This window comes from Staphylococcus arlettae (genome assembly GCF_025560845.1).
Lineage (GTDB): Bacteria > Bacillota > Bacilli > Staphylococcales > Staphylococcaceae > Staphylococcus > Staphylococcus arlettae.
In genome coordinates, this window is the sequence record NZ_CP094803.1 from 451,224 (window position 1) to 464,774 (window position 13,551).

11 protein-coding genes and 1 pseudogene are annotated in these 13,551 nt (G+C 33.5%); all 12 read left to right on the forward strand.

Features of this window, described 5'->3' with window-relative positions; all coding sequences use genetic code 11:
- Nucleotides 1-46: 46 nt before the first annotated feature.
- The 12 genes and pseudogenes from nhaC to MUA37_RS02090 all read left to right on the forward strand — a co-directional run bounded on the left by nhaC (nucleotide 47) and on the right by MUA37_RS02090 (nucleotide 13,504).
- Entirely contained in the window at nucleotides 47-1,480 is a 1,434-nt protein-coding gene (gene nhaC, locus MUA37_RS02035) for a Na+/H+ antiporter NhaC (RefSeq protein WP_204171588.1), read from the forward strand.
- Between the two features lie 178 nt (nucleotides 1,481-1,658).
- On the forward strand, nucleotides 1,659-1,862 hold the full coding sequence (locus MUA37_RS02040) for a hypothetical protein (RefSeq protein ID WP_002509702.1): 204 nt from the start codon (nucleotides 1,659-1,661) through the stop codon (nucleotides 1,860-1,862).
- A gap of 158 nt (nucleotides 1,863-2,020) precedes the next feature.
- Entirely contained in the window at nucleotides 2,021-2,896 is an 876-nt protein-coding gene (gene cidR / locus MUA37_RS02045) for a cidABC operon transcriptional activator CidR (protein WP_262624785.1), read from the forward strand.
- 221 nt (nucleotides 2,897-3,117) lie between these two features.
- The gene (locus MUA37_RS02050; protein ID WP_103388547.1) at nucleotides 3,118-3,504 is read left to right on the forward strand and encodes a CidA/LrgA family protein; all 387 of its coding nucleotides are present in this window, start codon (nucleotides 3,118-3,120) and stop codon (nucleotides 3,502-3,504) included.
- Nucleotides 3,504-4,190: an LrgB family protein gene (locus tag MUA37_RS02055; RefSeq protein WP_002509699.1), complete on the forward strand. Its 687-nt coding sequence runs from the start codon at nucleotides 3,504-3,506 to the stop codon at nucleotides 4,188-4,190. The genes MUA37_RS02050 and MUA37_RS02055 overlap by 1 nt, the downstream gene beginning before the upstream one ends.
- A gap of 94 nt (nucleotides 4,191-4,284) precedes the next feature.
- Nucleotides 4,285-6,027: a pyruvate oxidase gene (locus tag MUA37_RS02060; RefSeq protein ID WP_002509698.1), complete on the forward strand. Its 1,743-nt coding sequence runs from the start codon at nucleotides 4,285-4,287 to the stop codon at nucleotides 6,025-6,027.
- 284 nt (nucleotides 6,028-6,311) lie between these two features.
- Nucleotides 6,312-7,700 (forward strand): YfcC family protein, encoded by a 1,389-nt coding sequence (locus tag MUA37_RS02065; RefSeq protein WP_142019365.1) that lies wholly within the window; start codon nucleotides 6,312-6,314, stop codon nucleotides 7,698-7,700.
- Between the two features lie 208 nt (nucleotides 7,701-7,908).
- Nucleotides 7,909-9,971, forward strand: a pseudogene (ptsG, locus tag MUA37_RS02070) (glucose-specific PTS transporter subunit IIBC).
- A gap of 514 nt (nucleotides 9,972-10,485) precedes the next feature.
- Complete coding sequence (locus MUA37_RS02075; protein WP_142019367.1) at nucleotides 10,486-11,022, forward strand: VOC family protein; 537 nt, start codon at nucleotides 10,486-10,488, stop codon at nucleotides 11,020-11,022.
- Between the two features lie 114 nt (nucleotides 11,023-11,136).
- Complete coding sequence (locus MUA37_RS02080; protein ID WP_142019368.1) at nucleotides 11,137-11,466, forward strand: thioredoxin family protein; 330 nt, start codon at nucleotides 11,137-11,139, stop codon at nucleotides 11,464-11,466.
- A 468-nt stretch (nucleotides 11,467-11,934) separates the two neighbouring features.
- Nucleotides 11,935-12,450, forward strand: a complete 516-nt coding sequence (locus MUA37_RS02085) for a GNAT family N-acetyltransferase (RefSeq protein ID WP_142019369.1) — start codon at nucleotides 11,935-11,937, stop codon at nucleotides 12,448-12,450.
- 79 nt (nucleotides 12,451-12,529) lie between these two features.
- On the forward strand, nucleotides 12,530-13,504 hold the full coding sequence (locus tag MUA37_RS02090) for an alpha/beta hydrolase (protein ID WP_142019370.1): 975 nt from the start codon (nucleotides 12,530-12,532) through the stop codon (nucleotides 13,502-13,504).
- Nucleotides 13,505-13,551 lie beyond the last annotated feature (47 nt).

Below are 13,551 nucleotides of genomic sequence, written 5' to 3' on the forward strand. Positions count from 1 at the left end.
CTAACTTAAGTATCATAGTGCTAAGTAAACACAAGGGGTGGCGTTTATGAAATTCAAAAATCGAAATATTCAGAAAAAAGAATTGGGTCTTGGATCTGCATTATTGACCTTATTCGTAATGATTGGTTGTATGTTATTTACAGTCGCTGTACTAGAAAAAGAACCACATATTCCATTGATGATAGGAACAGCTACTGGAGTAATTGTTACCTTACTACATGGTTATAAATATGCTGAGGTTGAGGAGATGTTATACAAAGGTATAAGACATGCCTTACCGGCTATTATCATCATTGTTTTAGTAGGACTAGTAATAGGATCTTGGATTGGTAGTGGTGTAGTTGCAACGATGATTTATTATGGTTTACAAATGATTGATCCACGTTATTTCTTAGCGATAGTGGTAATCTTATGTGGCATAGTCTCATTAGCAATAGGTAGCAGTTGGTCTACGATGGCTACAGTGGGGGTTGCATCAATTGGGATAGGTTTAAGTATGGGAATCTCACCAGGTATGATTGCAGGTGCAGTCATAAGTGGTGCTTATTTTGGCGATAAAATGAGTCCATTGTCAGATACGACAAACTTGGCATCAGGTTTAACTAAAGTGCCGTTATTTGACCATATTAAACACATGATGTATACAACGATTCCAGCATTAATTATTGCTTTAGCAGTATTTGGCATTATAGGCTTCCGTTTAGATAAAACAGCTATGAATGCAGAAAAAATAAATAACATGTTAGCTACTATGAATGATCAATTTATAATTACACCGTGGCTACTGCTTGTGCCATTGGTGGTAATTTTACTAGTAGTATTAAAAGTTCCAGCTGTACCCGCAATTTCGGTAGGTATAGTATTAGGATTTTTTGCCCAAATATTTGTACAGGGTGGTAGTTTGACTGAAGCACTAACAGCGTTACAAACAGGATATAAAATCGATTCAGGAAATAGTCTTATCGATGAGTTATTTAATCGTGGTGGCTTAGAATCTATGTTTTATACGATTTCGTTAACTATTGTAGCAATGACTTTTGGAGGGGTACTGGAATATTCGGGAATGCTATCATCATTAATTGCAGTAGTATTAAAGTTTGCTAAAAATACAGGATCATTGATTGCTTCAGTTATTATTGCCTGCATAGGAACGAACTGTACATGTTCAGAACAATATATTTCAATTATAGTACCTTCAAGAATGTATGCATCCACATTTAAAGAACGACAGTTGCACGCTAAAAATCTATCACGAGCATTAGAAGATGGTGGGACATTAACAAGTGTATTTGTGCCATGGAATACATGTGGTGTGTTTATTGCATCGACATTAGGTGTATCAGTTATGGAATATGCGCCATTTGCGGTGCTAAATTATACAGTACCAATAATTTCAATCATTTTCGGATTTATTGGATTTAAAATTATTAAACTTAAAGATAGTGAAGACGATACAATTACTAAAGGTGATTTAGCATAATCTCGTAGTATTAACAATGTTAGACAAAAATTACAATAGTAGGTTCGTGCAATTGGATGATAAATATTTCATTGCAGGACCTACTTTTTAGTTACAAAAGATAGGTCTCGGGTACCTCGACTCAAAATGATAACAACAAATATAATTGTGTTAAATAACATCAAAGGAAGGAAATAATATGGGAACTTTACTTATGTTTATAGCTTATGCACTATTTTGTTTACTTGTTATCATATTGATATTAGCCATATTTAAAGATTTAACAATTAAGGGACGACGACTCATTTTACTCAGCTTGGTCATTTTAGTAATAGCCATCATTGTATTATATAATCAAGGCTCAACTATGCGTTTAGAACAAATAGACGCCTTACAATATTAAAATAAAGCTGCTGATAGATGTGGCGAGTTTAGGTGTATTGTATAAGTAGAAGCTTGAATTGCTAATACAATGAGTGTTTTACATTTAAAAAGGTATAGCTCATGCTAAAATCAATATAACCAATAACCATAACTAAAGATATAAAGTAGGTGTAATCAGTGGATATTAAACAAATGAGTTACTTCGTGGAAGTAGTAAACGAAGGTGGTATGACGAATGCCTCAAAATCATTGTACATAGCGCAACCGACAATCAGCAAAGCAGTTAAAGACATAGAAAAAGAATTAGGTATGCCACTGTTTGATAGAAGTAAAAGAGAATTGAAATTAACAGATGCTGGGCAAGTATTTTATCAAAAGTGTAAAGAAATATTAGCGCTATATAATAATTTACCGGTAGAAATTAATAGTTTATTAGGATTAGAAACGGGGCATATTAGTATCGGTTTATCGGCAGTGATGAATATGAATAAATTTATCCAGATATTAGGCGAGTTTCATAAATTATACCCCAATATTACCTATAATTTAGTAGAAAATGGTGGGAAAATGATTGAATCACAGCTTGCAAATGATGAAATTGATATTGGTATTACCACCTTGCCAGTAGATGGTACGATATTTAACTCAATCCCTTTGTACCAAGAAGATTTAAAGTTAGTACTTAATAAAGAACATCACTTAGCCCATCGTAAAACAGTAGAAATGAAAGAGTTAGCAAATGAAGATTATATTTTATTTAACGAGGACTTTTATTTAAACGATAAGATTAGAGAAGCAGCTAAAAATGCAGGATTTATACCTAAAACAATTTCTAAGATATCACAGTGGAATTTCATTGAAAATTTACTTAATGCGCATTTAGGTGTTAGTATTTTACCGGATAATATCGTACGCATGTTAGATAGTAATTTTAAACATATTAATATCAATGATAGTGCTATGAAATGGGAATTAGGTGTAATTTGGAAGAAAGAGAAGTATTTAAGTCATGCAACACGTCAATGGATAGATTTTATGAGCCAACGTTTATAGAGTAATGTCAAAAACCTTGTAGTACTTAATATCACAGTGTGACTAGTGATATTTAAGGCACAAGGTTTTTATTATGATCAACTATTAAAGAAAACGATTCCATAGAAAAAAGTAATAGGTAGTATCTATAATCAATATTTTTATTATGTGCAAATATGGCTTACACTTAATATGTAATTGATACACACGAAGTGTAAATAATAATTAAAGGATGGGTGCTAATGCAGTTTGCATTAAAAACAATTAGAATTATAGTTCAAGTTGCTCTGTTAATGGGTATAACATCTTTAGGTAATGTGCTGCAGAAAGCATTACACATACCTATAGCAGGTAGTATTGTTGGATTGATATTGTTCTTTGTATTACTACAATTTAAGATTATTCCAGAAAGATGGATTCGTGATGGCGCTAATTTTTTAATTGGAACAATGGTCTTTTTCTTTGTACCATCAGTAGTTGGCATTATGGATATAACTTCTGAAATAAATCTTCATTTTATATTATTCTTCTTATTAGTAGTTGCAGGAACATGTGCTGTAGCACTAATTTCAGGGTTTATAGCAGAAAAAATGGCGAATTTATTACACATTAGAAAAGAGCAAAGTTGATGATTATTTGGCAAGGTTTGTTAATGATTATAATCACCATTTGCGCATATATTTTCGCCAAAAAATTACAGTTAAAATATAAAAATCCATTACTAAATCCAGCATTGATTTCTTCCATAATTATTATTGGATTACTGCTACTGTTTAGCAAAAGCTATGATGATTATATGGTTGGTGGTCAGTGGATTAACTACTTACTTAATTGTACGGTTGTTTGTTTGGCATACCCACTATATCAAAATAGAACTAAAATTTTAAAACATGCAAATATAATTTTTACTAGTGTTGTAGCTGCAGTAACGATAAATTTCTTTTTAATCTTTTTCTCATTAAAATTACTAGGATATTCGAAAGAAGTTATTGCTACTATACTACCACGTTCAGTTACAGCAGCAGTCGGTATAGAGTTATCACATCAATTAGGCGGAACGGATACAATTACTATTTTGTTTATTATCACTACAGGTTTAATTGGCAGTATGTTAGGCGCTTATCTATTGAAATTTGCTAAGTTTCAAACATCAATCGCTAGAGGTTTAACGTATGGTAATTCTTCACATGCCTTTGGTACTGCAAAAGCATTAGAGTTAGATATAGAATCGGGAGCGTTTAGTTCAATAGGTATGATATTAACAGCAGTGTTGAGTTCGGTGCTCATACCATTATTTATTTTGTTTTTATACTAAAACATTCAATGACTTATAACCCGATTAAGTTGAAGTGAAATTTTGAAGGAATTATAATTTGTAACATTGACTTTATGAAAGGAGATTTTTTTAAATGGCAAAAATTAAAGGGAATACAGCATTAGTAAAAGCATTACAAGCTTGGGATATCGATCACTTGTATGGCATTCCAGGTGATTCAATAGATGCGGTTGTCGATAGTTTAAGAACAGAACGAAATAGTATTGAATTTGTACATGTTAGACATGAAGAAGTGGCAAGTTTGGCAGCAGCAAGTTATACCAAACTTACTGGTAAAATAGGTGTTGCTTTAAGTATTGGCGGTCCAGGGGTTGTACATTTATTAAATGGTATGTATGATGCCCAAATGGATAGTGTGCCTCAATTGATTTTGGCTGGACAAACAGATAGTACTGCACTTGGAACTAAAGCATTTCAAGAAACAGATATTTTAAAAATGGTTGAAGGTGTTGCTGTCTATAGCCGTCAAATTACGGAAAATGATAAAGACGTGTTCGGTATTGTAAATGAAGCAATTCGTACGGCGTATGAACAAAAAGGTGTGGCAGTGTTAGTTTTACCTAATAATCTATTAACACAAAAAGTAAAAGATACAACAAATACTAAAGTAGATACAGCGCCACCAGCACGTGTTAATCCAAAGCCACGTAGTATTAAAAAAGCTGCTAAATTAGTCAATAAAAGTAAACGTCCAGTGATGTTATTAGGAACAGGTGCTAAGCATGCTAAAGATGAAGTGAAAGAATTTATCGAAGCGGCAAAAGTACCAACAATTATCACATTGCCTGCAAAAGGTATTTTAGCTGATGCGCACCCATACAACATTGGTAACTTAGGTAAGATTGGAACAAAAACGTCTTATCAAACGATACAAGATGCTGATTTGCTCATTATGGTAGGTACTAATTATCCATATGTAGATTACTTGCCTAAGAAGAATATTAAAGCAATTCAAATAGATACGAATCCAGAAGCTATTGGCCATCGTTTTGATGTAAATGTTGGTATTATAGGAGATAGTAAGTACGCGTTACAACAATTAACTGATACAATGAACCATGTGTCAGATAGAGATTTCTTAAATAAAACGTTAGAACGTAAAGCAACTTGGGATGCTTGGATGGCTGAAGATAAAGCAAATGACAACAGTCCAATCCGACCTGAAAGATTAATGGATGCGATTAACCATGTCAAAACTGATGATGCAATCTTTTCAATTGATGTAGGTACATCAACAGTATGGTCAACACGTTACCTAGATTTAACAGTAAATAATAAATTTATTGTTTCTAGTTGGTTAGGTACTATGGGTTGTGCTTTACCAGGTGCGATTGCTGCTAAACGTGCATATCCAAACCGCCAAGTAGTTGGTATTGCAGGTGACGGTGCATTCCAAATGGTTATGCAAGATTTTGCAACAGCAGTACAATATGATTTGCCAATGACTATCTTTGTATTAAATAACCAAGAGTTATCATTTATTAAATATGAACAACAAGCTGCTGGAGAATTAGAGTATGCAATTGATTTTACTGACGTAGATTTAGCGATGTTCGCTGAAAGTGCTGGCGGTGTAGGTTATACGTTGAAAGATCCTAATCGCATAGACGAAATCGTAGAAGAAGCTATGTCACAAACAAAACCAACTATAGTAAATGTGTATGTTGATCCAAACGCTGCGCCTTTACCAGGTAAAATAGTAACAGACGAAGCAATCAACTATGGTGTCTGGGCGTATCGTTCACTTACAGAGGATAAAAAATTAGACTTAGACGAAATTCCACCACTTTCTACTGCAGTTAAAAGATTTTTCTAATAAATAAAAATAGCAAAAGCTGTTGTAGGAGTGTTACCAATAAAGTAAGTTTACGTTATGATCATTTAATAAAGAGAAGAAATAGCTAGTATTTTAAGGAAGGGAATTAAATGGCTCCATTTAATTCCCTTCCTATTTTTATACTAAGATAAATTGCTCTTTAAGTATTGTTGTATTTTAAAAAATATAAAAGAGAGTAGCGTAATCATGAGTAGAAAATGAGTCTAATATTTTAAGTCACATAGGGTATAGATAAGAAATAATGATGAGGAAGGGGTAAAGGTATGAAACGTTGGATACAACAGTTGAAATTTAGAACACCTCATACATACGCGTTATTAATGGGCATTATTACAATTGCGTGTCTACTCACTTATATTATTCCTGCTGGGGAGTATGATAGAGAAGAAAAAAATGGTCAGACACTCGTTATTTCGGGGTCTTATAAAGAGGTAGCGCAGCAAGGTGGTTCATTGTTTGATATTTTTAGAGCAATTCCTGAAGGATTAATTAGTGGAGGCGAGATTGTTTTTTACATATTTTTAGTTGGTGGTGCGTTTGGGATAGTACATAAAACAGGCGCATTTGAGACTGGTGTTAAATATGTTATGAGTCAGTTAGGTAATTTTAAAGTGTTAATGATTCCACTAACAATGACTATTTTTTCAATTTTAGGTTTTTCAATTGGTTTAGCAGAAGAAACTATAATATTTGTCCCCATCGGCATCATTATTGCTAGAACTTTAGGTTATGATGCCTTAACAGGAACATCTATTGTGATATTAGGTGCTGCAAGTGGCTTTATGGGAGGAATGCTTAATCCATTTACTGTTGGTGTGGCACAGACGGTTGCCGAGATCCCAATGTTTTCTGGGTGGGGTTTAAGAACGATAATCTATTTATTTGTTTTAACAGCGGCAATTACTACTGTAATGCTCTATGCTTTTAAGGTTAAAAAAGACATGTCTAAAAGTTTAGTGTTGGAGTTGGAACAAGCCGAAAACACCAACCAAACATATGAATATAGTAGATTTACTAAAAGACAAGCTGCAGGATTAGCGTTAATTGTTGGCACGATTGCACTAAATGTTTTTGGTATTTTCAAATTTTCGTGGTCTTTTAATGAAATGAGTGCCAATTTTTTATTAGCAGGTTTGCTTGCTGGTTTGATAGGTGGTTTAGGTATCAATGGGACATTTGATGCTTTGATAGAAGGAATGAAAGATATTTTATTTGGTGCCATGATTGTTGGTTTTGCCAAAGGTATTATCGTAATTTTAGAGAACGGGAAAGTTATCGACACTATAGTTCACGGCATGTCTTCGATATTATCTGATGTACCAGCATCATTAGTCATTATCGTTATGTTTGTCTTTCAATTTTTCTTGAACTTCTTTATTCCATCAGGCTCGGGCCAAGCATTAACTACGATGCCACTGATGGTGCCAATTGCAGATTTATTAGATATCAATCGTCAAATGACAGTATTAGCATTCCAATATGGTGATGCTATTAGTAATATTCTATTTCCGACATCCGCAATATTAATGGGAGCATTAGCTGTAGCTAAGATTAGTTATGTGCAATGGTTGAAGTTCGCATGGAAAGTCATTGTGTTATGGGTATTTATTTGTATTGCTGCCATGTCGATTGCGTTAATGTTAAATTATTAAATTTAGTAATGAAATATTTTAATAAAATGAGTACAATGATATTGTGCTAAAACTGAATTCATTGTATACTATTAACAAATTTATCGAAACGCGTGTTACTGGTAAGGCAGGCATGAGCAAAATGAAACTATACTATTACAGTTTAGTTTTGTTTGCTCATGCCTTTTTTGTTTTCGATAATGTTTACTCGAAGGGATGTTAGTAGGTTATGTTTATACGATTTTTCGGACAATTGCAACGTATCGGTAAAGCTTTGATGTTACCTGTTGCGATATTGCCGGCTGCGGGTATTTTACTCGCATTGGGAAATGCAATGCACAACTTGTCGCAATAGCACCTTGGTTAGAACATGAAGTATTTGTTATTATTTCATCTATTATGGAATCCGCAGGACAAATTATCTTTGATAATTTACCACTTCTTTTTGCTGTAGGGACAGCTTTAGGTTTAGCGGGTGGAGACGGTGTAGCAGCATTAGCTGCGCTAGTTGGTTATTTAATTATGAATGCAACTATGGGTAAAGTTATGAATATTACTATCGATGATATTTTTAGTTATGCTGATGGTGCTAAAACACTGAGTCAAGCAGCGAAAGAGCCAGAGAATGTATTGATATTAGGCATTCCAACTCTACAAACAGGAGTGTTTGGTGGTATTATCATGGGGGCTCTAGCAGCATGGTGCTATAATAAGTTTTATAATATAACGTTACCTGCCTTTTTAGGATTTTTTGCCGGTAAACGTTTTGTGCCAATTATTACTTCAGTTGTAGCGATTGTAACGGGTGTACTATTAAGCTTTGTATGGCCACCGATTCAAGAGGGATTAAATCAATTATCCAATTTCTTATTAAATAAAAATTTAACATTAACAACTTTTATTTTTGGGATTATTGAACGTTCTTTAATTCCATTCGGTTTACATCATATCTTTTATGCTCCGTTTTGGTTTGAGTTTGGTCAGTACGTCAGCCATAGCGGTGAATTAGTACAAGGAGATCAACGTATTTGGATGGCACAAATGAAAGATGGCGTAGAATTTACAGCGGGTGCATTTACTACCGGTAAGTATCCATTTATGATGTTTGGTTTGCCAGCTGCAGCGTATGCGATTTATCGTAACGCAAAACCTGAACGCAAAAAAATTGTAGGTGGCTTAATGTTATCTGCTGGTTTAACATCATTTTTAACTGGTATCACTGAACCATTAGAATTTTCATTTTTATTTGTGGCTCCATTATTATATGTAGTCCATGTGTTGCTTGCAGGGTCATCATTTTTAGTTATGCATTTATTAGATGTCAAAATTGGTATGACATTTTCTGGTGGATTTATTGATTATATTTTATATGGTTTATTAAACTGGGATCGTACCAATGCCCTATTAGTTATTCCAGTAGGTATTGTATATGCAATAATTTATTATTTCTTATTTAGTTTTGTTATTAAACGATTTAAATTAAAAACACCTGGACGTGAAGATGAAGAAACAGAAACAAAAGATTCATCAGTAGCTTCATTACCATTTGATGTGTTGAACGCAATGGGTGGTAAAAAGAATATCAAACATTTGGATGCATGTATTACACGTTTACGAGTTGAAGTCAACGAAAAAAGTAGTGTCGATGTGGCTGCCTTAAAAGCTCTCGGTGCTTCAGGCGTGTTAGAAGTAGGTAATAATATGCAAGCTATCTTCGGGCCGAAGTCTGATCAAATTAAACATGATATACTCCGTATCATGAGTGGTGAAATTACCAAACCTAGTGAAACGACAGTGGTAGAAGATGATACTGCCGTCCCAACGACTAATAGTACAGAGACACTCATTAGCGCACCTGGTAACGGTGAAATTATGCCTCTAACAGCAGTGCCTGACCAAGTTTTTGCAGATAAATTAATGGGAGATGGTATAGCTTTTGTCCCTAAAGATGATGTGATAGTTTCACCTATTACTGGAACTGTAAAAACAATATTCCCGACACTTCATGCCATTGGTTTAGAAACGCCAGAAGGTTTAGAAGTTTTAATTCATATAGGTATAGATACAGTGAAGTTAGAAGGACAAGGCTTTGAGAGTTTAGTAACGACTGATGACAATGTAGAAGTGGGACAACCATTGATCAAAATAGATTTAGATTATATTCAAGCGCATGCACCAAGTATTATTACGCCTATTGTAATTACAAACTTAACAAACCAAACGTTAACTATAAAATCTGCACAACCTGTTACAGTTGGGCAAACTATTATAACGGTTAATGATAATGCGTAACTATCTTTTAAATATGTAAAAAATATTAATATAGATAAAAGGGAGTGGGACAGAAATCTGATTTTGAAAAAATGATTTCGTCGTCCCACCCCGGCAAGGATGACTAGCGTTGAAAAAAGCTCGGTTTGAAGCGTATTTTCAATGCAGTCAGCTACTGCCAATATTAAAAGAGGTTGGAACAAATCAATGAACTGCACCCAGTCAAGTAGACAAGTAAATAATTAAAAAATTGGTTATCTTTCTAAAAATGCTGTGTTTAGTTTATTAGATGAGAATATAGACAACGAATTATAATTTGTAAATGGTGTGTAGAAAAACTATGAGCGGAATTAATGTGTATTTATAGTTACGATGTTATGGTAGGTACAAATTGTATACTGATAGTAAAAATATTTATTAAATAGAAGCAAACTATAATAGGTTAGACGCTTACTTAATGAAATTGAACTGTAATGTGATTTAAATAAAGGTAAAATGTAAGATTAATCAAGCGTTGATGTTAGGGGTGTTAAAGGTGTCTATAACTAGAGGAATAAATCATATTGGTTTGACAGTACCTAATATTGATGATGCGACACGTTTTTTTACTGATGCATTAGAAGGACAAATCGCATATGATAGCCAAACAAAATTAGAACCACCAAGAGATGGAAATTTTGTGGAACATGTGCTTGGGTTAACACCGGGTGCTCAAATTGTCAAAAAACGTATGATGGTTTTTGGTAATGGACCTAATATTGAAATGTTCGAGTTTGAAAATGCGCAACAGCAACCAGCACAGCGATTACAAGATATCGGTTTTACACATATTTCATTTTATGTTGATAATTTTGAAGCTGCATTGCAACGTGTAAAAAAAGCGGGAGGACAGCCTATTTCTGAACCTCATAGCAATACTAAATACGAAGACACAGCAGATAATCAAACTGTGTACATTAAAACTCCATGGGGGAGTTTGATAGAATTACAAACAGTGCCTCATGGATATTATTACCCGGGTAATAGTGAACGTGCTGTATTTATTCCAAAGTCGCAAAAGACTTATGACTAAAGTGAGATGTCATAACTTATTTTGAAAAAATCCGCTGCGCTGAAAGCATATGTGAATTGTACCGTAAGTCATGAATGTTTCACAAAATATAGCTGACAAAAGAAGGTGTAAGCAATGACGATAAATTTAAATTCAGTTACAGCATTTTATCAATTTATAAATAACCATGAAATTGCTGTAGTACATGTAATGAGAGACAATTGTAGTGTTTGTCATGCAGTGCTACCTCAAATAGAAGGTGTAGTTAGTGAATATCCCAATGTCGCTTTTGGTGTCATTAATCAAAGTGAAGTTGAAGCTATAGCAGGAGAACTTACAATATTTACAGTACCTGTAGATTTGATTTTTTTAAATGGCAAAGAAATGCATCGTCAAGGCAGATTCATTGATATGCAACAATTTGAAAAGCAATTATCTTTAATGTATAACAGTTTAGAGCATTAGAGAAAGTGTTATAATCATTTTTATTTTTTACAAAATTCAAACTATGTGTATATAGTGTAGGGACTAGGACAAAATAGATTCGTTCTAGTCTCTTTTCATATTGGCAGTAGGTGAATGCATTGAAAATGCGCTTCAAATCAAGCTTTTTACAATACTAGTCATCCTTGCCGGGGTGGGACGACGAAATCATTTTTTCAAAATCAGATTTCTGTCCCACTCCATATTTTATTCAAAACCTCTTTTCATATGGGCAGTAGCTGACTGCATTGAAAATGCGCTTCAAACCAAGCTTTTTACAATACTAGTCATCCTTGCCGGGGTGGGACGACGAAATCATTTTTTCAAAATCAGATTTCTGTCCCACTCCCTTTGCGACTACAGGTCATCACTAAAATAAATATAATGTTTCACAATTGAATTGTATCATGTATGATATAAGTATTATCAAATAGAATATGGGGGTTAACGATGAAAATAGAACGTATAACACCAGACGAAGCTATTAACTTATATCATTGTATGAAGAAAATAGATCAAGAATCACAATACATGTTGTACTTGCCAGATGAAAGAACTTTCGAATCTTCGAATCTATATCAAGATTTAGCAGAAAATTACTATATCGGTGTAAAGCAAAATGATAATACTATTGTTGGTTATTTATCTGTTCATATTAGTGAAATTAAAAAAATCAAACATATTGGTTATATACATACAGGACTAATGGAAGATTTTCATCAACAAGGATTTGCCACAAAAATGTTTAATGAAAGTATACAATGGGCTATGTCCCGAGGATTAAGACGTTTAGAATTGACGGTTATTACTTATAATAGCCCAGCTATCAATTTTTATGAAAAAATTGGATTTAAAATTGAAGGTATAAAACGTGAATCAGTTTATATGGATGGTTTGTATCATGATGAATTATATATGGCAAAACTGTTAGAAGGGCAAATGAGTGAACTGATAGAGAGTATTTAGTAACGTTAAAGGGGTTTGACTAATATTTGATCGCAAAATTAGTTAAAATAAAGGTAATAGTTTGTATGGAGGTTTATGTATGATAAAAAAATTAACAGCTATTACTAGTGCAACATTTTTAGCATCTTACGGTTACGCTAAAATACTAGAGAAAAGGAGTTATTCTAGTTTTTTATATGAAATGATGTTTCGTATAACGAATATGAAACGTACTTTTATGACAGTAGAAGCGGCTCAACAAGCTTTAAAGCAAGTTGAAAATACGACAAAAGCACCTTATAAAGGGACAAGCTATGATTTTAATAATGAAGTTTTAACTGAGCAAGTTCATGAATCGACGGTATATGTGATTAATCAACAACAATCACGTCAGCAACCCGTTATACTATATTTACATGGTGGCGCATGGTTCCAAAATCCATTAAAGCAACATTTTGAATATATAGATTTATTAGCATCGACAATGGATGCTAAAGTCATTATGCCGATATATCCTAAGGTACCTCATGGGACTTACCAAGATACTTTTGACTTATTGGAGGCACTATATAGTAAGATGTTGCATCAAGTAGAACATACACATCAACTAACGATAATGGGTGATTCGGCTGGTGGCCAACTTACGCTATCGTTTGCGCAATATTTGAAACAATTGCAATTACCGCAACCAAGCAATTTAGTATTATTATCACCAGTGTTGGATGCAACATTTAGTAATCCACAAGCAAGATTATATGAACATATAGATCCTATGTTAGGTATTGATGGCAGTAAATTTTTCTTAAAATTATGGGCTGACTCTTTACCACTCAGCAATTGGAAAGTATCTCCGATTAATGGCGATTTAGCAGATTTAGGTCATATTACAATATCAATAGGAACTAAAGAAACACTGTACCCGGATGCAGTCAAATTGTCCAATATGTTAAATGAACAAAATATTACGCATGACTTTTTACCTGGTTATAAGTTATTCCATATTCATCAAATATTCCCTATACCAGAACGACAACAACTATTAGTAAAATTAAAAAATATTATTAGTAAACATTAAGATTAAACTACTTAATGAGCTAGTATGGATATATGATTAAGAGAATT